This window comes from Gemmatimonas aurantiaca T-27 (assembly GCF_000010305.1).
Lineage (GTDB): Bacteria > Gemmatimonadota > Gemmatimonadetes > Gemmatimonadales > Gemmatimonadaceae > Gemmatimonas > Gemmatimonas aurantiaca.
On the sequence record NC_012489.1, the window covers coordinates 2254681 to 2276415 of the forward strand.

General features: G+C 64.7%; 17 protein-coding genes. All 17 read right to left on the reverse strand.

Features of this window, described 5'->3' with window-relative positions; genetic code table 11:
- Positions 1-282, reverse strand: coding sequence for a DUF4321 domain-containing protein (locus GAU_RS09915; RefSeq protein ID WP_012683420.1), 282 nt, complete (start codon positions 280-282; stop codon positions 1-3).
- Entirely contained in the window at positions 282-1286 is a 1005-nt protein-coding gene (locus GAU_RS09920) for a polyprenyl synthetase family protein (RefSeq protein ID WP_012683421.1), read from the reverse strand. The genes GAU_RS09915 and GAU_RS09920 overlap by 1 nt, the downstream gene beginning before the upstream one ends.
- Positions 1283-4609, reverse strand: coding sequence for a tetratricopeptide repeat protein (locus GAU_RS09925; protein ID WP_012683422.1), 3327 nt, complete (start codon positions 4607-4609; stop codon positions 1283-1285). Before GAU_RS09925 ends, GAU_RS09920 begins: the two co-directional genes overlap by 4 nt.
- A gap of 166 nt (positions 4610-4775) precedes the next feature.
- Positions 4776-6065 (reverse strand): imidazolonepropionase, encoded by a 1290-nt coding sequence (gene hutI / locus GAU_RS09930; protein WP_052574351.1) that lies wholly within the window; start codon positions 6063-6065, stop codon positions 4776-4778.
- On the reverse strand, positions 6062-7069 hold the full coding sequence (locus GAU_RS09935) for a radical SAM protein (RefSeq protein ID WP_012683424.1): 1008 nt from the start codon (positions 7067-7069) through the stop codon (positions 6062-6064). Before GAU_RS09935 ends, hutI begins: the two co-directional genes overlap by 4 nt.
- A complete protein-coding gene (gene hutU / locus GAU_RS09940) occupies positions 7069-8757 on the reverse strand; it encodes a urocanate hydratase (RefSeq protein WP_012683425.1) in 1689 nt (562 codons plus the stop codon). Before hutU ends, GAU_RS09935 begins: the two co-directional genes overlap by 1 nt.
- Positions 8754-10271, reverse strand: coding sequence for a histidine ammonia-lyase (hutH, locus tag GAU_RS09945; protein ID WP_012683426.1), 1518 nt, complete (start codon positions 10269-10271; stop codon positions 8754-8756). The genes hutU and hutH overlap by 4 nt, the downstream gene beginning before the upstream one ends.
- 100 nt (positions 10272-10371) lie before the next feature.
- Positions 10372-13371 carry a putative LPS assembly protein LptD gene (locus tag GAU_RS09950; protein WP_012683427.1) on the reverse strand — a complete coding sequence of 1000 codons (3000 nt, stop codon included), beginning with the start codon at positions 13369-13371 and terminating at the stop codon, positions 10372-10374.
- A complete protein-coding gene (gene tatC / locus GAU_RS09955; protein ID WP_012683428.1) occupies positions 13368-14132 on the reverse strand; it encodes a twin-arginine translocase subunit TatC in 765 nt (254 codons plus the stop codon). The genes GAU_RS09950 and tatC overlap by 4 nt, the downstream gene beginning before the upstream one ends.
- A gap of 34 nt (positions 14133-14166) precedes the next feature.
- The gene (gene ybgF, locus GAU_RS20765) at positions 14167-15024 is read right to left on the reverse strand and encodes a tol-pal system protein YbgF (RefSeq protein WP_012683429.1); all 858 of its coding nucleotides are present in this window, start codon (positions 15022-15024) and stop codon (positions 14167-14169) included.
- Between the two features lie 29 nt (positions 15025-15053).
- Entirely contained in the window at positions 15054-15614 is a 561-nt protein-coding gene (pal, locus tag GAU_RS09965) for a peptidoglycan-associated lipoprotein Pal (protein ID WP_052574354.1), read from the reverse strand.
- A 37-nt stretch (positions 15615-15651) separates the two neighbouring features.
- Positions 15652-16980 carry a PD40 domain-containing protein gene (locus tag GAU_RS09970; RefSeq protein ID WP_083765569.1) on the reverse strand — a complete coding sequence of 443 codons (1329 nt, stop codon included), beginning with the start codon at positions 16978-16980 and terminating at the stop codon, positions 15652-15654.
- Positions 16980-17729, reverse strand: a complete 750-nt coding sequence (locus GAU_RS09975; protein WP_012683432.1) for an energy transducer TonB — start codon at positions 17727-17729, stop codon at positions 16980-16982. Before GAU_RS09975 ends, GAU_RS09970 begins: the two co-directional genes overlap by 1 nt.
- Positions 17726-18139 carry an ExbD/TolR family protein gene (locus GAU_RS09980; RefSeq protein WP_012683433.1) on the reverse strand — a complete coding sequence of 138 codons (414 nt, stop codon included), beginning with the start codon at positions 18137-18139 and terminating at the stop codon, positions 17726-17728. The genes GAU_RS09975 and GAU_RS09980 overlap by 4 nt, the downstream gene beginning before the upstream one ends.
- A 3-nt stretch (positions 18140-18142) precedes the next feature.
- Positions 18143-18883, reverse strand: coding sequence for a MotA/TolQ/ExbB proton channel family protein (locus GAU_RS09985; protein WP_052574356.1), 741 nt, complete (start codon positions 18881-18883; stop codon positions 18143-18145).
- Positions 18883-19851 carry an NAD-dependent epimerase/dehydratase family protein gene (locus GAU_RS09990; protein ID WP_012683435.1) on the reverse strand — a complete coding sequence of 323 codons (969 nt, stop codon included), beginning with the start codon at positions 19849-19851 and terminating at the stop codon, positions 18883-18885. Before GAU_RS09990 ends, GAU_RS09985 begins: the two co-directional genes overlap by 1 nt.
- 155 nt (positions 19852-20006) lie before the next feature.
- A complete protein-coding gene (locus tag GAU_RS09995) occupies positions 20007-21548 on the reverse strand; it encodes a LysM peptidoglycan-binding domain-containing protein (RefSeq protein WP_041265435.1) in 1542 nt (513 codons plus the stop codon).
- Positions 21549-21735 lie beyond the last annotated feature (187 nt).

The window sequence follows — 21735 nt, forward strand, 5'->3', positions numbered from 1 at the left end:
CTAGAAGAGGGACCGCGCGATGAGGTAGGCGATCAATACTCCCAGAAGGCTCAGGAGCGAGACATCCAGGGCGACGGGTCCAACCGCAAACTTCAATATAATCAGGTCGATGGGCAGCGGCCCTACCGCCGGTGTGACGCCGGTCGTCAGGAACTCCTTGACCGCTCCCGGTGGCAGGAAACGGCGCGCGACCTGCGTCAGGAGCCCGCCGGCCACAAACCCGGAGGCGAGCACCAATACATGAAACAGCGGACGGTGCTTGGAAGGTCCACGGACGGCCATTACCAGCGGCGCTCCACGACGTATGCGATGGAATCCAGGAGGGCCGTCTTGGCTGGTCCCTCCGGCAAATCGGCCAAGGCTTCTTCGGCCTCGCGGGAAAACTGATCGGCGCGCTGACGCGCATACTCGAGACCGCCGTGATCCCGTACGATGGCCACGACTTCCGCAATGGCTTCGTCTTCGGGTTCCAGCGACGCAAACAGCGCTTCCACGCGCGCACGCGCCGAGGACGGCATTTCCCGCAACGCGGCGATAAGCGGCAGGGTGACCTTGTGCTCCTTGAGGTCGAGGCCGCTCGGCTTGCCCGTCATCTCCTGCTGCTCAGTGTAATCGAGCAGATCGTCCGCGACCTGGAACGCCATGCCGAGTCGTTCGCCGAAACGGGTGACCGCCTCGCGATAGCGCGGCGCTCCAGACAGGGCCCCCACGTCGCAGGCCGCCATGAACAGCGTCGCGGTCTTGGCACGAATGAGCGTCTCATAGTCCGACTCGCCAAACGCGAGCGCATCATAGGCGCTCAGTTGGCGAATCTCCCCGAGGGTCATTTCGTTGGACGCGTTGGTGATCGAACGCATGGCCTCGAGATCGCCAATGGTCACCAGCTCACGAAGCGCGCGCAGATACAGGAAATCGCCCATGATCACCGACACCTGGTGACTGAAGAGCGAATTCACGGTCGGCATGCCGCGACGGAGCGCGGAGTGATCCACCGCATCGTCATGCACCAGCGTCGCCAGATGCATCAGTTCGACAACGGCGGCAAAGGTGATGGCGCGTTTCGGCGAACGGCCCTCGATGGAACTGGACAGCAGAAGCAACGTGGGGCGGAAGAGTTTCCCCTTCATCCCCATCAGATGATCCTGCACCTCTCGCACCAGCGGCACATCCGCAGCGACGATACGCCAGAGCTCTCCCGATACCTGGGAGAGTTCTTCTTGTACCGGAGCCTGGATGTCACGTAACGCAGCCGCCAGCGCGGACGGGGTCCGCGTGGAAAGCGTCATCGTGTGGCTTGGTCGAGTGCCGCCAATCGGGCGGCTACGTCGCGGAAGTTGATGTCGGTCGCGTACACGCGCTGAAAATAACTACGGGCCTCGTCTGTTCGCTGCAGGGCCTCGCAGGAATATGCGAGGAGGTACAGCACCCCGACCCGCTGGTCATCGTCAATTCCAGGTTCGTGCAAAGCCCGGGACAGAACGGTCGCAGCAATTTGATGTCGGCCCTGCTCCACGAAACATTGCCCCAAGGCCTCGTACGCCGGTAGTCGGTGCGCACGACTTCTCAGCGCTTTCTGGAACTCCGAGATGGCGTCGTCGAGAAGTCCCATCTCCTTGTACGCCACGCCGAGGTCATAATGCCCCTCGAAGTCATTTTCGCCCAACGACCGGGCCACGCCATCCTTGAAGTGCTGCAGGAGGGCGTTGAAGTCGGCCTGTTCGTCACCGGAGATGACGGGTTCGCGCATGCGCATGCGCGTCGATGCGGGTCCGTCATCGTCCCGCAGCCAGTCTGCGAGATCCACAAACTGGTCGTCGGGCCGCGGCGGCGGGGGTGGCGGAGGGGCCGCCGCACCAAGTGCGGCACGAGCCCGGTCGTCGTAGGGATCGAGCTCGAGCACTCTGGCGTAGACCGCTCGCGCCCGTCCCTCCTCACCCATGCGCACCAGCGCATCCGCGAGGTCGAGATAGGTCAATTGCAGGCGATCCTGGGCCTGCAACCGGACCGCCAGCTCGACCCGCTTCTGGTGATACGGCACATGGTCCGGGGCCACGTGCACCAGCTCGTCGGCAATCTCCGCCGCCGCCTGGTACTCCCCGTCGTTGACCAATCCCTGCTGTGCGGTCTCCAACTCGTGCAGTGCGGCGTCGCGTTCGCCCGCCTCGAACAACGATTCGGCGAGACGCCGGCGCAGCAGCCAATGCAGCGGCATCCGTGCGACCGCCGCCCGCAGGGCATCGCGACGCGACGCGGCCACCACGGCCGCTTCCACCGCCACGGCAGCCGTCGGCAACGAAGGTGTGGGATGCACCACCTTGATCGCCCGCGGTTCCGATTCGGCAGTCTGCCGATCCGGTTCAGTGAGGCCTTCTGCCGCTTCGCCCGCGGCAGCGCCGGCGTTTGTGCCGGGATGATCCGATACTGCCTCCTGCAGCCCCGCAAAGGCCCCACCAACGACCGAATCGGCGGAGGGCCTGGTCTCGACCGTGCCAGGCGTCACTTCGTCGAGATCCACGTCGTCGAGATCGAGCAGGGCTCCATCCGCCGCCGGAGTGCCGGCTAGGCCGTTCCCCTCGGTGGGCACCAACAGCGAGGTGGCAGGCGTATCCGAAACGAGCCCGCCGACGTCGTCTGACGCATCATCGAGATCGAGCAGCGCTTCCGTGGGGAACGCCACTGGGGGAGTCACCGGCGCCACGGCCACAGGAGGTGTCGCGACCCGCGATACCACCGGCGCGAAGACGGAAGCCGAAACCTCGGTCGGTGCGGAAATGCTGGTCAGGCCCGCCGACGGGGTCGCCAGCGCCACCTGCAACCCGCGATCCACCTGGGCATCCGAGAGCAACAACGGCGGCAGTTCACCCGACTGCACAAAATCGTGTGGATCGATCCGATAGGACGCACGCGGGATGACCGAGTGGCGTCCGGTGCGATCCAGTGCCGAGATGTCGGGACCGCTCTTCGGCCGGTCGGCGGCGACAGCAGCGTGGCCGTGGGTATCGTCGATATCCGACTCGGGAACCGGCGCCACTTCCGCGGCTTCAGCCTGCGCGACCAGTTCGGCGCCTGCGGCAATGGCCGCATCGAGCTCCGGGACGCTCGTGACATCCAGTGGCTCGATCGGCGCCGCGTCTTCCGATGCATCCAGTTCGAATACGTCGAATTCGAACGAGGTGGCATCGAGGCCTTCCATCACGCCATGATCCGGCATCTTGCTGTCCGGAACGCCGGGTTCGTCCGAATCCAGGAACGGCAGATCGAACGACTCGAGCTCCAGCACGCTGGCATCCAGCGGTTCGAAATCGAGGAACTCGAGTTCCACCGACGCGCTCTCGATCGAATCGATGTCTTCCGCTGATTCGTCGGCCATGACCGGCCGGTCATCGTCACCGAACACCGCATCCGTGCCTTTGGGCGTGCCCGGAATGGCGGTAAGGCCTATCGGCGGGGTCTCCGTGAGGATCACCGCCTGAATGACCTGCTCACCCAGCGGATCGGTGATGTCTTCCACCAGGACATCATCGAGCGGCTGCACGGCCTCCTCGGCGTCCGGTGGCACCAGCCATGTCACGTCGGAGGGTGGTGTCACGACCTCGGGAACGTCGTCCGTTACGGCATCCGAAGTGAAGCCTTCGAGCAATTCCGCATCTGGTCCGCTTGCCCCAGACACGACTTCGAGGCCGTCCAGTGCCGACACGCTGGCTGTATCGATATCGGTGGACCGAATGACTGACGGCTCCGGCGCAACATGCACGTCGCGGACGTCGGCCACGGCGCCCCCCAGTTCGGCGGGCACATCGACCAGCCCCTCGATGCGCACCGGGACGTCGAGAAACGGCAGCGGCCCCGCGCTGTCGTCGCTTTCGCGGTCTGACGACGCGGAGTCAGCACGGGGAGGCTCAGCGGACGGGACCACGGAGGCAACGCCACGAGGGGTTGGCACGCGTCGCGCTCCCCTCGGCGTACGCGAGCGCGGGTCACCGTAGTCGACGTCGAGAAAGACCAGATCGTGGCTGCGCGCATCCCGAAACGAAGGGCTTTGGGCCTGCGCTTCGGACGGATCGGCCACGGCTTCGGCGGCGCGAATAGGTGTCCGACGGCGCGGCAATGCGATGCCGGCACGGGCCGCATGGTCTTCGACCAGCGCTTGCACCTCGGTGAGCTCCGGCATGAGGTCGGCCACTTCGGCCAGTGCCCGCATGCCCTCCTCCACCCGCCCTTCCTGCTGCATGCGCGTGGCATACTCGAGGAAATTGCGGGTCGCGTCACCACGCAGTCCTTTCCGGCCACAGATCCGGCCCAGCGTGAAGTACACGTTGGCCCGACCCGGCGCGTTGCGCAGGATCTTGTTGCAGAGCGCGATCGCGTTGTTGAACAGGCCGGAGGTCGCGTAGTGCTCGACGGCGCGTTCGTAGTACGTGATGGCGTCGGGCACGCGGCCCTGGCGCAGCGCCAGGTCCCCGACCTTGTTGAAGAGGGCGACATCGATGTCTTCGCCGGCCGCCTCGCTCTCTTCGATCGCCTTGACGTAGGACGCGATCGCCCGGTCGATCTGCTTGAGCTGCTCGAACTCGGCCGCCTTTTTCCTGTGCTTCGCGGCGTTGGACATGCGGTCGAGTCGGTCTCCCGGAGACGAAAGTAGCGCCCAATCACTGGCGCTGGCGATCAGCGACGCAGAATCTCGAACCGAGATGTCACCGGTATCACACGTCGTGTGTGACTATTACACCACCGGCACAATCAGCGGTCATCTGCCGAGTCACGGATCTTACGAATCAGCGCATAGGGTGACAAGCGCGACCGCGGGACCATGACCCAACGCAAAGACGCTCGCCGAACCAGTAAGGCAACGCGCGGAAGTCTTCCACGGCATGAATGGCGAGATCGGCGCGAAAGCCCGGTGACAACTGACCGGTCACACCGGCAAGCCCCAGTGCCGCCGCTCCGTTTACGGTGGACGCGATCCAGGCTTCGCTGGCCGACAGACGCAGCTCGCTGACCGCCAGCGTCATCACCAGCGGGAACGCCGTCAAAGGCGACGTGCCGGGGTTGAAATCGGTGGCCAAGGCCACGGCCGCACCGGCTTCGATCAACTGGCGAGCGGGCGCCTGGCGCCCCGTGCCGAGGAACAGCATGGTGGCCGGGAGCACGGTGGCCACCGTCTCGCTGGCCGCCAACGCCGCGATCCCTTCCGGTGAGATCGCCGCAAGGTGGTCCGCGCTGATGGCACCAAGCTCCGCGGCCAATCCTGCCGCGCCGCCATCATGCAGCTCGTCGGCATGCAACTTGGCGCGCAGCCCGAGGCGTTGTCCGTGCTGAAGCAGCACACGGGCCTCGTCGACCGTGAACACTCCCGGCTCGCAGAAGATGTCGGCAAACTGGGCCAGCGATTCTGCCGCGACCTGTGGGAACAGTTCTTCCGCCAGCAACGCCAGCCATTCCTGACGGCCACCATCCCGATCGCGAAACTCGAGCGGGACTTCGTGCGCCCCGAGGCAGGTGGCCACGATATCCAGTGGTTGCGACGTGGCCAGATCCCGGATCACCCGCAACGTGCGGAGTTCGTCGGCCACGGTGAGCCCGTACCCGGACTTGATCTCCACCGTGGTCACACCACCCGACGCCAGCCGGGCCAAACGCGGCACCGCCAAGGCGAAAAGTTCGTCATTGGTACGGGAACGCAGGTCACGCACCGAACTGTGAATGCCGCCGCCACGCCTGGCGATTTCGAGATAGGGCACCCCGGTGGCTCGCAGTTCCTGCTCGGCATATCGCGCCGCGCCAAAGACCGTATGCGTGTGCGAATCGACGAAACCCGGCGCGAGCAACCCGCGATCACAGTCGACTTCCGTGGCATCGGCAAACGCGCGTCGGAGCGCGTCATCGGTATCCACCATCACGATGCGTTCCCCCTGCACCGCCACCCCGACACCGGAACGAACATCCGCATCCCGCATCTCGTGGCCGCGTCGCGCACGCGCGGGGCCGGAAGCGGTCAGCGTTTGTGCGGCGTTGACGAACAGCATCGTCGGTGCACCGCCCGACGACATGTCATTGGGACTCATGCGACGTGTTCCTCGGCATCGGGGACGACGGTGGCCATCACATCACGCACGCGGGACATGAGGCGCAACGGTGCCTGCGCTTCACCGCGGCAGGCATAGAAGCAGGCATTGCAGTCGATGGGAGCATACCCCTTGTACGACTGCCACGGCCCGTCGGGCTTGAAATCAGGACAGCGTCGGACCTGACCATGCGGATCGATATGAATGGTCGTGCTGCCGCTCTGACACGGCTCGTTCATTTCCCCGCGAACGTACCGTGGGATCTGTTCGAGGTAGTAGTCGGAGTTGGTGATCACGCCGCGACGACGACGCTTGTACGCCAACAGTTCGTTGATCACCTGTTGCACCGCATCAGGGTCGATGTCCTGCAACTGGTGGGCGGTGTTGCCGTTCTTGAGCGCCGTGTACACCGAAAAATTGACGCCACCGCCCAAAGCGGCGGCCCGTTCGACAATCGGCAGGATCTGATCGAGATTGTCGTTCTTGATCACCGTATTGAATCGCACGCCGCCGATGCCAGCCGATCGCATACGTGGTACAAGGTCCAGGATCTTCGACGTGAGCCCGGGGATGCCACGCGCGTCATCATGCCGACCGTCGAGATAATCGAGCGAGATGTTGAACTGATCGACCCCGGCATCCCACAGCGACTGCGCCCGTTCGAGCGACAGCATGGCACCATGCGTGATGAGCTGCACGTAGGTGAACCGCACCGCCTCACGCACGGAGCGCACGATGTCTTCGAGATCGCGCCGCAGGGTGGGCTCGCCACCGGTGAACGTGACGAGCATGGGCGAAAAATGCCGCGCGATATCGGCGAAGCTCTTCAGCTCATGTGCCTTTTCGGATGCCGGCGTTTTCCAGTAGTCACAGAAGCCACAACGCGCGTTGCACCGCATCGTGACCTCGAAGTTCAGCAACACCGGACGACGGCGCGCCCGCAGCCACGCGTACTTGCCCAGGAAGATCGGCACATGCCACGGCCGATACCGACTGGACAGCATCAACCGCCCCGCATGGGGAGTTTGATGCCTTCGCGCGCGGCGGTCTCGATGGCAATGTCGTATCCCGCGTCGGCATGACGGGCTACACCGATCCCCGGATCGTTCGTGAGCACCCGTTCGAGGCGACGGCGCATGCGCTCGCTACCATCCGCTACAATCACCTGTCCGGCGTGCAGCGAATTGCCGATACCGACCCCGCCGCCATGATGGAACGACACCCAGCTCGACCCGCTCGCCACGTTCAGCAGCGCGTTGAGAATGGCCCAGTCGGCAATGGCATCACTGCCGTCTTTCATGGCTTCGGTTTCGCGGAACGGTGATGCCACACTGCCGGTATCGAGATGATCGCGGCCGATGACAATGGGTGCCGACACTTCACCACGCGCGACGAGATCGTTGAGCGCCAGCGCGAAGCGGGCACGATCGCCCTGCCCCAGCCAACAGATACGCGCCGGCAGTCCCTGAAACGCGATGCGCTCGCGCGCCAGCGTGATCCAGCGCTTGAGTTGCTGATCTTCCGGAAAGAGTTCGAGCACCAGTTCGTCGGTCCGTGCGATATCGGCCGGATCACCCGACAGCGCCACCCACCGGAACGGCCCCTTGCCTTCGCAGAACAACGGACGGATGTATTCGGGCACAAACCCGGGAATACGGAACGCATCGTCCACACCGGCGTCGAATGCGACCGTACGGATGTTGTTGCCGTAGTCGAATGCGATCGCGCCACGATCCTGCATGGTGCGCATGGCTCGCACATGTTCCACCACGCTGGCGGTCGCCCGCGCCATGTACTCCTGCGGCTGTGCAGTCCGCAACGCCGCTGCGTCCGCAAGACTCAGCCCCTGCGGCAGATATCCCACCAGCATGTCATGCGCGCTGGTTTGATCAGTGACGACGTCTGGCGTGATGCCGCGGCGCACCAGTTCCGGCAGGACATCGGCGGCATTGCCGAGCAACGCCACGGAGAGCCCGACCCGCTGGGCCTGCGCATCGCGCAACCATGCCAGGGCTTCGTCGAGGGAGGTGGTCTCCCGATCGCAGTAGCGGGTCTCGATGCGTTTGGCGATGCGCGTGGGATCGATCTCCACCCCCAACACCGCCGCGCCGTGCATGGCCGCCGCGAGTGGCTGCGCGCCACCCATACCACCGAGACCGGCCGTCACCACCAGTCGCCCTTCGAGGGTGCCTCCGAAGTGCTTGGCGGCCACCGCACCAAACGTTTCGTAAGTGCCCTGCACGATGCCCTGACTGCCGATGTAGATCCACGAACCGGCCGTCATCTGCCCGTACATGGTCAGGCCCAGCTTCTCGAGGCGACGAAACTCATCCCACGTCGCCCAACGTCCCACGAGATTCGAGTTGGCGATCAACACCCGTGGCGCGTCCGCATGCGTGCGAAACACCGCTGCCGGTTTGCCGCTCTGGACCAGCAGGGTTTCGTCGTCCGCCAACGTTTCCAGCGTGCGCACGATGGCATCGAACGCTTCCCATGAGCGCGCCGCTCGGCCGGTACCGCCGTACACGACCAGATCATCGGGACGTTCGGCAACCTCGGCATCGAGATTGTTCATCAACATGCGCAACGCGGCTTCCTGCTCCCATCCACGACAGCGCAGGGTGCTACCGCGGGGGGCACGCACCGGACGGGCACCGGCGGACGGCGAAGCAGCAGATGACAACGGGCTCATATCACAACCGAACTGGTAAGGTCATCGAAGGCGCCTGACGCGATGGCGTTCGCGAGGCGGGTGATGTCGGGACCGGGCGGGCGGTCGCCGTCGGAGCGTGCCACATGCTGGCGCACGAGGGCGTGGGCCTGTTCCACCGCGTCACTGCTGCGCAGCGGGCGCCGATGCTCCAGCCCTTCCGCCGCGCAGATCAGTTCGATGGCGAGCACGTGACGCAGATTGCGCACCGAACGGCGCAGACGGGTCGCCGCACCCATGGCCATCGGCACCACGTCTTCCTTGTTGCCGTCGGTGGGAATGGAGTCGACGCTGTGTGGATGAGCCAGGGCCTTGCACTCGCTGGCCAGTGCTGCGGCGCTCACCTGCGTCATCATGTGCCCGGATTCGAGCCCCGGTGATGCGGCAAGGAACGGCGGCAACCCCTGGTTGAAATCGGGGTGCACGAGGCGATCCGTGCGGCGCTCACTGATCACGGCCAGATTGGCGCAAATGATGGCCAGGAAGTCGCTCACCATGCCGACGGCCTGTCCATGAAAATTGCCACCGCTCAACAACTCCCCCGTGTCGAGCACGAGTGGATTGTCGGTCGCCGCATTGAGTTCACGGTCGATGATACCACGGGCAAAGCGCAGCGTATCCAGCGCCGGTCCATGCACCTGCGGCACACAGCGCAGCGCGTAGGCGTCCTGCACGCGGGGATCACCGTGGCGATGCGACTCCCGAATCTCACTGGGCATGAGCAACGTGCGCAGCAGCGCCGCCGACTCTGCCTGTCCGATCTGTCCGCGTGCGTTCTGGATGCGCACATCGAACGCGTCAGGGGTGCCGAGCAAAGCTTCGAGACTCATGGCCGTGGCGACATGCGCGACTCGCCACAACGACGTCAGCTCCGCCGCCGCCAATGAGGCCACGGCCGTGTGGGCCTGGGTGCCGTTGATGAGCGCCAAACCTTCCTTGGCCTCCAGCACCACCGGCTCCAGACCCACCACCTGCAGCAGTTCGGCCGACGGTCCTTCGCGATCACCCAGACGTGCGGGGCCTTCACCGATCAGCGCCAGGGCCAGGTGCGCGAGTGGGGCCAGATCACCGCTCGCGCCCACACTGCCCTGCTCCGGTACCACGGCCCAGACGCCGGCATTGAGCATGTCGAGCAACCGCTCCACCACGGACGCCCGCGCGCCCGCATAGCCCGTGGCGAGCACATTGGCCCGCAGCAGCATCATGGCGCGGACCTCCCGCTCGGGCAGTGCATCGCCGACTCCGGCTGCGTGGCTGCGCACCAGATTGCGCTGCAGCGCAGCAAGCTGCGGGGTCGCGATGGTCACTTCGGACAGTTTGCCGAAGCCCGTGTTGACGCCGTACACCGGCGCGCCGTGGTCGACCGCCGCCTGGACGACTCGGCGTGTGGCCTCCATGCGCGCACGCGCATCGGCCGCGAGGCCAACGGGCATCCGGTGATCTGCCACCGCCAGCACATCGGCGATGCGCAGGGAACGACCATCGAGTTGCAGCACCAGGTACTCCTGACAATCAGGGGGCGGGAACGTCAGGGACGCCGCGCAGGGACGTCCGGCAGGTGAGCGGCCGCCTGGGCGATCCGCTCACCTAAGATGCTCAAAAGTTGTTCGACCGATAAGTCTGGCGGTCGTAATTGAACTTGAGCTCGGGCTGCGCCTTCAGCGCGATGAAGAAATTGAAGGCGAAGGTCCCACTGGGGGTCTGCGAGAACGCGAACACGGCGTTCCAGTCATGCATCGCGCGCTGGAGCCCGATCTGCTGACTCGAGAAGCGCGAACGCACCACGTCGTACTGGGTGGTCCACTGTGCCGCCCAGTTCTGCGTGATGTTGAACGACATGGTCGCATTCACGTTCTGGGTGGGTGGCTGAATGAAGATCGGCGCACCGATGGCACTCTGCCCACTGTTGGCGCCGGTGGGGGGCGCACTCAGCGCGTTCTGAACGCACAGATCGTACGCCAACACACCTTGCAGTCGCTGAGCCTCACACAGCGATTCGGGATTGTTGATGATCTGTGTGCCGCCACGGGGGGGGCGCTGACGCGCGGCGTTGTACTGAATGTTCAGATTCCAACCCTGTCCGGTTGGAAGCGCCATCTGCATGCCACGCATGTTGCCACCACCGGCCGCATTCATATTGCGCGACTGCCGGTCGACGGTCTGGTCGTTGGTATTCTGCCGATTGGCTGCGGTCGTACTGTCGGTGTCGAGCGTCGCCTTGCGTCCGAACAGGCGTCCTACCAACGCCACCAGACCCGACTTCCCATCGAGCGAGAAGGTGACGCCGAAGTCGGTACGATACGGGTCGAAGGTCACCGTATCCGACTGCATGTCACCGAGAAACAGGTCATACGACGTACGGAAGTCGAAGCCCGGCAACAGGTCGGTGCGACCACCGATGGTGAACGTACGTTCCGCGATGCCATTGCCGAGGGTATCGGCGCGTACAAAGTCGTACGACAACGAGGAGAAGTTGAGCGAGAGCAACTTGATCTTGCGACCAGCCCCCTCGCCGGCATCCACCGAATCGGCGGGCGGGCGCAGCTTGGCTTCGAGGTTGGTGGCGAGGCTCAGACCGACCCGGTTCTGCTTGAGTGCGCCCACATACCCCACCCGCGAGCGACCCATCGCCTGCAGAAACTCATCGGACACCGAGGCTTGCGGGGAGTACGAATAGCTGATGCCAGGCGTGATGGAGTGACGCAGCCGGGCAATCGGTCCGAGGCCCGGCAACATGGCATACAGCGTCGGCGACGCCGACACCGTGTAGTTGAGGCGCTTGCTCTGCTGCACCCACTTGCCGCCGCTCCGCTCCGTCCGCATGAACATGCCGGCCCCGTTTTCCACGTTGGCCAGCGTCACGGAGGGAGAAACGTTCCACGAACCTTGGAAGAAACGCGGCAGGTTGAACGACGTCTGCCAATCAAAGTTCGTTTCGAAAGTCTTCGCGAAAATGCGGGTCACACGCTGTGACGTGTCCCGCACCCCGACGATTTCACGCTGCTCCGGGAAATCCCGGAACTGCTCGTTCATCGTGAACGAGTTCTGCCACTGAAAGTCCCACAGCTTGATCGGCGTATCGAACTGAAACTGCGTGTTGCGCCGGCTCGCGTTGAATCGCGTGCTGTCGATACCACCGTCGGACCGCGGATTGTACACGAAGGGGAACTGCAATCCCTGATCGATGCGACTCTGTCCCGAGATGGCCAGGCGCATGGACGGGGTCCAGGTGGCCGGTCCGGCTTCGAGCGAACCCGTCGTCACGTTGATGGATGGGAAGTCCATGTCCACCTGCGTGCGCCCGGGATACTGCACCCGTGAACCACCGACATTGATCTGCGCCGGCCCGATCTTGGTCTGGTAGTTGAGCTGCGAGCGGATCGTGGCATTGGCGGCGACCGGATTCACGGTGGTCGCGCGCTGGATCATCGTGTTCTGCACCCAGTTCAGACGGGCCGTCAGACGGGTGTCCCGCGAAAAGTCCTGGTTGTGATTCCACGTATAGGACGTGTTGGTCGTCCCGTTGCGGAGCCCCATGTAGCTCGACGCAAATTCACCGGTCACGAAGCGATCGAGCCACTTGTATCGCAACTCGGCGTTGCCGCGAATGAACCCCGGGTCGGTGTCTGAGCTGCGCGCTCCGCTGCGCCAATCGAACGACGTTTCGAAATTCATGAAGTCGTTGATGGCCAGGAAGTAGCCGATGTTCTGCACACTGCGTCGGTAGGACGGGCTGTTCCGGAACAGTTCGGCCATGCCGAAGTTCGGTGTCAACAGACCGCTGCGACGCCCGGAGCGAATGTCCTGGAAGAAGAACGGAATCCAGAACACCGGCACTTCACCGATATAGAGCACACCGGGACGGGCCACCATCACGTTCTGCGAAATGAACTTCATCTCGCCCGTCGTGAAGTGGAAATGGGGCTCGGTGTGATCGCAGTAGGTGAACGACCCGTTTTTGGCGAACACGATGTGCCGCCCGGCCACCACGGTGTCACTCACCAGGGCACTGCGCTGGGCGCTGAGATACAACCGCTGCCCTGATGTGACCGACGTGGAAAATGCGCCGGTGAAACCCTGCTTGGAATTCAGGTCGTACTCGATGCGGCCATTGGCGATGAAGTCATCGGCGTCGGCCTGCGTGGGATCGCGGAGCAGCACCGAATCGCCCAGCGCCACCACCTTCTTGGTGGAGTCGTTGTACGTGATCGAATCGCCGACCAGCATCGTTTCATCGCGCTGTACGCCGGACGGCTTGCCCTGCAGCGTGAGGATGCGGGTCTGGGCATTGAACTGCACGGTGTCACCCTGATACTGCACCTTCTTGTACCCCATCTTGTCGAGCAACTGGCGCATGATGGAGTCAGGCGTAGCCCACTCGAACACCTTACGATCCTTGCTCAGGCCGCGCAGGCTGTCGGCCACCGCGCTGTCGCGGCGCGTTCCTGGCTGGGCCGGACGCACCGGCGGCTGACCGGTCGGTCGCGGCTGGGCCACGGCGTCACCCAACGGCACACCCATCGTCACCGCCACCACGGCCGTCAGGCGTCGCAGCAGTACGGTCTGACGAGACGTCCAACCGGCCAATCCGATCACGCGACCTCGACCGCCAAGCGGCGCTCACGGCGGCGCGCGATGAAGCGCGAGACCGTGATGGAAGCTTCATACAACATGTACAGCGGAATCGTGAGCAACAGCAGCGACGTGGGGTCACTGCCTGGCGTGATGAGGGCAGCAGCGATCAGGCAGCCGACCACGGCATGGCGACGAAATCGCGACAGGTATTCCGGTTGCACGATCCCAAGGGCTGACAGCAGCGCGATGACCACCGGCAACTCGAAGATCGCTCCGAACGCCAGACACATCGCGGTGACAAACGACATATAGCCGTCCACCGTCTGCATCGTGTTCACCGATTCACTCTCGAAGCTCGCATAAAACGCCAGCGTGACCGGCAGCACGTACTCGAACGCGAGCGCCATACCGGCGAGAAACAGCAGTGCCGCCGCCACCAGCGCGGGGATCACCACCTTCTTCTCGTGCCCGTAGAGCGCTGGGGAAAGGAATCCCCACACCTGCCACACCACAACCGGCGATGCGGCAATCACCCCAAGGGTGATCGACGCGTTCATCACAATGTCAAACAGGTCACCCACGTGCGTGACCATCAGCGGCTGCCGCAAATACGGCTGAATCGGCTGGGCGAGGATACCGACGATGTCGATGCGCTTGGTATAGAGCAACGAGAACGCGCCTATCACGCCGATGGCGATGGCGACGGCGCACTTGAACAACCGCCAACGCAGTTCCTCGAGGTGCTCGAGAAACGGCATTTCCCCCGGTGTACTCCCTGCCATCGAATGCTCGTCCTGACGTGCTCGCCGCGTGAAGTCAGCGCAGCGTCTTGAGGGTCTCTTCCGCCAGCGCCGCTTCATTGCTGCGCGGGTACTTCGCGATGACCTGCTCGAACAACTGCTTCGCCTGGGTCGCATTGTTCTGGCGCAGCAACAACTGTGCGCGCTTGTACAATGCCGTCGGCGCCTTGGCCGACGTGGGATGGGCGCTTACCACCGCCGCGTAGGCCGCGTCCGCTGCTGCCAGGTTGTTCTCCTTGGCCAGCGATTCCGCGATCCAGTACTGCGCATCCGGCACGTAGTCCGACGTCGGATAGGTGGTGATCAACTCCTGAAACAGCGTACGCGCCGTAGACGTGCTCCCGCGGTTCAACTGATCCATGCCGTTCGTGAACAGTTGATTGGGGCCTGGGCCCGTCGGGGGCATCGCCGCGGTATCCACGGGGGCCGGCGTCGCGGCCGGGGGATTCCGTGGACTACCCGACGCGGTTGGCGGGCCACTTGGCTGACCGGTGGGGGGCAGCGCCGGGGCTGGAGCCGCGTTGTTGCGGGCCTCGAGCTCGGCGCGCAATCGACCGATGGTTGCCTGGCTTTGTCCCAACAGCGTCTGCACCTGCAGCAATTGCTCGCGGATGGCGCGCATTTCGCCGCGCACATCTCCCTGAATGCTCACCGTCCGGGCACCGACGCGGGACAGCGAGTCGCTGGCCACCTGCAGCAGACGCATCGTCTGCGTGAGCGACTCCTGGTGCTGTTGCTGCTGTCGGAGCATTTCACTGCGTAACGTCAGCACATCGTTCTGCACGATGCGCACATCGCCTCGCGTGGCAAAGCAGCCCCCCGTGGCCAATAAGGCCACGAGGGGAACCAGCCGCCACACACGGTGGGAACGCATGGTCAAACCTCCGGGTGTGGCGGTGAACATCACGGCGCGGGACGCAACTGGTCGCCGCCCGCGGCGATCTCGAATTCATCGCGACGGTTCTTCGACCACGACTCTTCCGACGTGCCCGACACCGCCGGACGCTCCCGCCCGAACGAAGACGTTTCGATGCGCGAGGCATCCACACCACGATCGGTCAGGTACCGCTTGGCCGCTTCGGACCGACGACGGCCGAGCGCAATGTTGTACTCGTCGCTGCCACGCTCGTCGCAATGACCGGCGATGCGGATACGCAGCCCCGGGTTCGCATTGAGGATGGCGAGCTTGGCGTCGAGCGATGCACGGGCTTCATCGCGCAACTCATCGGCATCGTACTCGAAGTAGATCGTCTCCAGCAGGCGCGCACGCGCTTCGGCGATCTTGGAGCGATACGCCTCCATCGTGTCGACCGGCGTCGGCGCGGGCGTCGTGCGCACCGGTGCCTCATTCGTGGGAACCGGAGCTGGGATGGGCGCCGGCGCGGGCGGCTGCTTCTTTTTGCACGCACCGAGTACGAGCGTCGTGGACACCAGGACCGTCAACACACGAGAGACACGCATCATGAATACTCCGAAGCGGGAGGGAAAATGAAGACCGCGCTTACTGCGCGAGCAGTCGGGGCGACCAGGCTGACAAACGAGTTTCCGGACCGAACGTGAGCTGTCGCGTGCGCCCGGTCTCCGTATCCACAATCCACAATTGACGCGTCCCGCTGCGTGTCGATGTGAATACCACATGCCGTGAATCCGGTGCCCATGATGGGTCATCGTTACGGCCATCGTTTGTCACCTGCTTCACCGACTGATCGCGCAGATTGATGGTCATGATCTGAAACGTGCCACCGTTGCGCGACTGGAAGGCTACGAGACGACCGTCGGGAGACCAATCCGGTCCCGCGCGATAGTCCCGATCACCGAATGCCGCCGCCGTCAGCAATTCAGTATTCGTGCCGTCCAGATCACTAATATACACTTCCGGATGCCCTGAGCGATCAGACATGAATGCCAAACGCTGACCATCTGGGCTGAAGCTCGCCTGCGCACTCGCGCGGCCACGCCCCACGGTGATGCGACGCGGTGTCCCACCGTCCATCGACTGCTGATACAAATCCGTTCCAGTATCCGAACCCCGTGCATACACCACGGTGCGTCCGTCAGGCGACACGATCGGCGTCGTGTGTTCCACACCCTGCGCACTCGCCAGCACACGCTGCGCGCCCGTGGACAAATCGGTGAGCATGATCGGATTCCGCACGCCATCGAGCACGCTGTACACGATGCCACGACCACTCGGCAACCACTGCGGCGACATGCCACTGGGCGTCACGGCGGTCACATTTGCGCCATCGCTGTCAATTGTCCACACCCGGCCGCCGCGTGTGAAGGCCACCCGCGTCTGCGCAATGCCGCGCGCACCGGTGATCCACTCCTCCACGCCATCCGACACCCCGTGCACCGCCAGACGCCACGTCGCGGACAGCGCCGGCGTGGGTAGTGGAAAATCACGGCTGTTCTTCACGTTCTTGAGGCCCACATCATGCAACGCCACCCGCACCCAGCCTGACGGCAGCAACGTGGCCTGCACGATCCCGTCCACGCCGAGCTTGGTGAACAGCGCATAGTTGATCGCTCCGTTCACGGCCGGCGCGCTGCTCGATGACACGATCGTGAACCGATCGCTGAAGTCGAGATCACGGCTCACCATGCGGGCGATGGAATCCCCATTGGCCCCGGCGATCGGCAACACGATCAACGTGGTCTTCTGTCCTGGACGGTATTGGATGGACAGACTCACCCCCTTCTCCTGCGCTGCCGCGACACGCGGCACGGCGGCCGCGGCAAGGGTCGCGATGGCGGCGAACATGCCCAGCGTTGCCCGGGCTGGAGCAGCGGGCCGCGCAAAAAGCAGGCGAAGAAGACGATGTGGCATCAGTTGGGGCGCAGAGCGTAGTCGAACGTGAAATACACAACCAGAACGTCATCGGACCATCCGGAGGGCAACGGCCCAAAACTGCGCGTCGACCCGACCGCCTCGACGGCGCCCATGCCGTCCAGGTCATACAGGCGATCACCGGAGGCTCGAACCACCTCGATTCCCGCGACCGAACCATCGCGACGAATCATGAACTTCACTTCCGTGATGAGTGCCGCTGACACGCGTCTGGGAGACCAGTTCAGCGTGATCTGTCGGACGATGTTGCTCAGGTACCCAGGAAACGGGAACGCGATCCCATCCGTGCGCACGTTGGCCACATCCGCCCCCTTGGTGCCTGTCGCACCGGCTCCGGCGCGCGGGGCACTGGTGCTCTTGGTGGCGGTGGGCGCGGCGGTCTTGGAACCAGCCTGCTTGGAACGCGTGGGAGACGGCGTGGCCTTGGGCGATGGCAGCACCTTCTTCGCCTTGCTCGGCGTGGGTACCACCTTCTCCTCCTTCACCCGTTCGGCACCGGCCACATCGGGCGCTTTGGCGGCCGGCGCTGCAGTCGGGGTCTCCACACCGGCCTGTCGTGGACCTGCCTGCCCGACCAGCTCCACCCGGTACACGGGAGGCCGCTGCGGTGCGGGTCTGGTACTCCACCAGGCTACCAGCGCCGCCATGGCCCCATGCACCACCACCGACGCCAACATCCCCCGCGTCAGCGACGTGGGTGCGTTCCCCGTCGCGCGCGCTGAAGTCACCGCGGATCCTCGGGTTCGGCCACCAGTCCGACGTCGGTGATGCCGTTCGCCCGCATGGCGGCCACAATCTGTACGACACGTCCGTAGGGCACCGCTTCATCTGCACGGAGATACACGCCACCACCGCCCTTCTTCTCGGACAGGGCCTTGATGCTGCCCGCGAACTCTTCGTAGCTCAGCCGCGTTTCGTCGACAAAAATCTGCCCGCGTTGATCGACCGTCACCACGAGCCCGTTTTTGGGCTCCAGGGGCCGTACATCGGCCGTGGGCAACGCGATGTCCACCCCGCCCTGCATGATGGGCGCCGTGATCATGAAGATCACCATGAGCAGCATCATCACGTCGATGAGCGAGACCACGTTGATCTCGCCGTTGACGCCCATCCGCTCACTCCGCCGGCCGCGTCGCATGGATCAGATCCGCCCTTCACGCACCATGAGCGCGATCAGCTCAGAGCCGAAACCTTCGAGCGAGTTGTCGAACCGATTGAGCCGCGAGGCAAACACGTTGTAGGCAAAGGCGGCCGGAATAGCGACCGCCAGCGCTGCCGCCGTCGCCAGCAGCGCCGTGGCGATACCAGGTGCGACCGCGCCGATATTGCCGGAGCCTTTCGTCGCGATGCCTTCGAACGCTTCGATGACACCCAGCACGGTGCCGAACAGGCCGATCAGCGGTGACACACTGCCCACCGTCGCCAGCCACGGAATGAAGCGGCCGAGTTCTTCGCGCTCCTTTCCACTCTCGGCATCAAGCACCAGGCGCAGTGCCTCGACCTGCGAGCCGGACAACCGCGCCGTACGGTCGGAGGTCGCCCCCAATGCCGGCTTGGTATCATGCAGAAATTGCACGGCGCGCGAAAACACGGCCGTGAATGCGCTCGACTTCACGCGCTGCGCCAGCAGCATCGCATCGTCGATACCACGCGCGCGTTCGAACTCGTGCACAAAACTGCGCCCATTCGCTTCGGCAGCGCTGAACGCCCGCCACTTCGCGAACATGATGCCCCATGAAGCCAGCGAGAGCACCGCCAGCAAGCCGAGCACGAACTTCGTGACCGGATCGCTGGTGATCACCAACGAGATGAGCGAGGACGAGCCCGGCGCTTCGCCACCCACGGTGGAAAGCTGCAACAACATCGGTTCCATCACACCCATCACGACGTGGCACTCCCACCACGTCGCGCCGCAAAAAAGGCGTACGTGTTTTCCAGCCCCTGGCGGACCGACACCGCAGGCTTCCAGCCCAGTACGGACTGTGCCTTCGCCGTATCGAGGGCAGAGCGCGCCAATTCACCGGGACGTGCCGGAGCGTACTCGATGGGCGCGGAGGCCTGCGAAACGGCTCGCAGCGTCTCAGCCAGGGTGTTCACCGATGTTTCCACACCGGTGCCGATGTTGAAGGCCCGCGCGTCGAGACGACCACGCGGAGGCAGCGCACCGGTGGCCGCCGCAAAGTTGGCCGCGGCCACGTCGCCGGCATACACGTAGTCACGCGTCTGCTCGCCGTCGCCGAATACCGTCAGAGGCCGCCCGTCGAGCAGCCGATTGCAGAAAATCGCGACCACACCCGCCTCACCATGAGGGTCCTGACGAGGGCCGTACACGTTGCCATAACGCAGCGCCACCGTGTCGAGCCCATGCACGCGACCGTAGTACGCGAGGTAGTACTCGACAGAGAGCTTGGCGATCCCATAGGGCGCTTCGGGATCCTTGGAGAACGTCTCTGCACTCGGCGGCGGATCGAAATCACCGTAGAGCGCGCCGCCGGTGGAGGAAAAGACCGTGCGGGTGGCATGGCCACTCGTGCGAATCGCTTCCATCAGGTTGAGCGTCCCGAGGATGTTGCGCGTGGCATCATAGGCGGGATCGAGCACCGAACGACGCACGTCGATCTGCGCCGCCAGATGGCACATCACATCGAATCGTCCGTCACGCACCAGCGTGGCCGCTTCGGGAGAGGTGATGTCGCCGCGCACAAACCGAGCGGCACTGGGGATGTTTTCTTCGCGGCCGCTCGAGAGATCGTCGAGGATCGTCACCGACCAACCTTCCGCCACAAAGCGGTCCGCCACATGGGAGCCGATAAAGCCGGCCCCACCCGTCACCAGCACCGTCTTGGACATGCCGTTCGCAGCCTCTGCAATTCAGGTTCTGAGGGAATCCACCAATGTACACACGCGCCGAGAGCCATGGGGCGCCCGGCGCGTGCGATATGTGATGCAGTGAGGCGCCGGCCCCCGTGGGCACCGGCGGGACTACCAGGGCATGCAGGACCCGGTCAGGGCACCTTGGCGAAACGCCGCGCGGTCATGCCCGTGGCGATCTGGTGCCCGTACTGCCGCAGGATGATGGCGGTGCTGGATTCACCCTCGACACGCACCAGGCGAACGGTCGCCGTCAGCGTCTCGGCCGGGCTTCCGGCCCCACGGTGATAGAGGGCGACCTCGTCACCGGCCTTGAGGCCCTTGGCACTGCCGGCATCGAGCAACAGGTAGCTCTGCAGGGTCGGCAACAACTCGTTCCGCTCGAGCCAGCGCACGCTGGTCACGACATCCGGTGTGTCGAGCTGTTGGGCGGCGCTGCGCGGGGCCGCTTCACCAAACGCGGGAAGCACACGCTGCCCACCTTCGATACGCCCGGACTGACGACGCACGACCGCCACAGCGGGCCGGCCGGCCTCCACCTCGGTCACTTCGAGCACGCCGGACGGGATGGCCACGACCGTCTTGCCATCCGCCGAGCGGGACTCTCCGAAAGCCACCAGGCGCTGACCGACCGAGAAGGGCGTGCTACCGGCCGCCCCAAGTTCCACTTCGTCCGTGCGAATCGCCCGCGTGGGATAGGCGTCGTGTCCCGTTGCTTCACTGGCACCACGCCGCCGTGCGATGGATCCGGAGGCGGCACGCTGCGCCTCCGAGAGCAGGAACGGCGCCGCATCGAACTCACCCTGACGCGGAACAGGCCGATTGGGCGGGATGATGGCCAGTGCGCGTCGTTCTGCTTCTGCGGCGTCCGGAATGTCCCGATGGAACACCGTCAGCGCTTCGCTCGTCTTGCGCGCCGCGACCTGTTCGCCCTGGGTCACGAGTCCCAGTCGGACCATGCCACGATCTTCACCCATGAGCGCACCGCGTGCGGGTGAAAGATTCAGGCGGCTGGTGTCCTGCGCCGCGGCTGCAGCCTGCGTGCTGGCGCTCACCGTGGCCGCTGCCCGAGTGCCTGCCACCGGGCGATTGTCGGCGGCTGGGGACTTGGCGGGTGGTGCGACCGGACGGGCCGCCCCGGCACTGGCCGCGACGGGTGCCGCATTGCCTTTGCCGGCCGTTTGCGCGGCCAGCGAGCCCGACGCGCTGGCGGCAGGCTTGGTCGCTGGTGGCGTGGGTAGTGTGCCTTCTCCCGCCTTGGCGAGAGCGACCTTGGGGACGCTGCTGTCGGCGGGTGCCGCGGCCACCTGGGCCGCCTTGCTGCCGCGAACGACCGTCTTGGACGGGACGGTGAGCTTCATGCCGACCCGCAATTCTGGCGCACCTTCAGTGCCCAGCTTGTTGGTTCGGGCAAGATCTCGCCACTGGTGGCCGTCGCCATAGTACCGTGCGGCGAGACTCCACAGCGTTTCACCCGCCTTCACCACATGGGTGGTGGTCTGCGCCGATACAGACGCCGAGGCTGACGCGGCGCCCTGCGCGTGCACCACCGTGGGCCGCCACACGACCAGCAGGGCCAAGGTGCCCACAATGGCAATCGCGACCTTGAACAACAGCCCCGACGCGTCTGTGCGGGTCAGGGTGGACGTCGAGGGCGCCTTCTTGGCAGCGCGCATCAGTGAATGTCCCAAGGTGAAAAGAAGTCGTCACGCCGGCTATCACACCGGAGACGCACGCCATCCATCCCCGTAACGCGCGCACCGTCACTCCGGTGGCGTCCACCATTTCAATTCCTGCATCCTCCCGAAGAAAGGCGTGGAGCCACCACCCAGTGGCACCCGTGAAGGCGCCGGCGATGGCCCC

Coding starts and splice junctions, on each gene's coding strand:
- ybgF (WP_012683429.1), bottom strand. CDS start 15,024: ATGCGTTCCCACCGTGTGTGGCGGCTGGTTCCCCTCGTGGCCTTATTG.
- pal (WP_052574354.1), bottom strand. CDS start 15,614: ATGATGCGTGTCTCTCGTGTGTTGACGGTCCTGGTGTCCACGACGCTC.
- GAU_RS09980 (WP_012683433.1), bottom strand. CDS start 18,139: ATGCGACGCGGCCGGCGGAGTGAGCGGATGGGCGTCAACGGCGAGATC.
- GAU_RS09990 (WP_012683435.1), bottom strand. CDS start 19,851: ATGTCCAAGACGGTGCTGGTGACGGGTGGGGCCGGCTTTATCGGCTCC.
- GAU_RS09995 (WP_041265435.1), bottom strand. CDS start 21,548: ATGCGCGCTGCCAAGAAGGCGCCCTCGACGTCCACCCTGACCCGCACA.
- tatC (WP_012683428.1), bottom strand. CDS start 14,132: ATGGCAGGGAGTACACCGGGGGAAATGCCGTTTCTCGAGCACCTCGAG.
- GAU_RS09985 (WP_052574356.1), bottom strand. CDS start 18,883: ATGGGTGTGATGGAACCGATGTTGTTGCAGCTTTCCACCGTGGGTGGC.
- GAU_RS09970 (WP_083765569.1), bottom strand. CDS start 16,980: ATGCCACATCGTCTTCTTCGCCTGCTTTTTGCGCGGCCCGCTGCTCCA.
- GAU_RS09920 (WP_012683421.1), bottom strand. CDS start 1,286: ATGACGCTTTCCACGCGGACCCCGTCCGCGCTGGCGGCTGCGTTACGT.
- GAU_RS09925 (WP_012683422.1), bottom strand. CDS start 4,609: ATGTCCAACGCCGCGAAGCACAGGAAAAAGGCGGCCGAGTTCGAGCAG.
- GAU_RS09915 (WP_012683420.1), bottom strand. CDS start 282: ATGGCCGTCCGTGGACCTTCCAAGCACCGTCCGCTGTTTCATGTATTG.
- GAU_RS09935 (WP_012683424.1), bottom strand. CDS start 7,069: ATGCTGTCCAGTCGGTATCGGCCGTGGCATGTGCCGATCTTCCTGGGC.
- hutI (WP_052574351.1), bottom strand. CDS start 6,065: ATGAGTCCCAATGACATGTCGTCGGGCGGTGCACCGACGATGCTGTTC.
- hutU (WP_012683425.1), bottom strand. CDS start 8,757: ATGAGCCCGTTGTCATCTGCTGCTTCGCCGTCCGCCGGTGCCCGTCCG.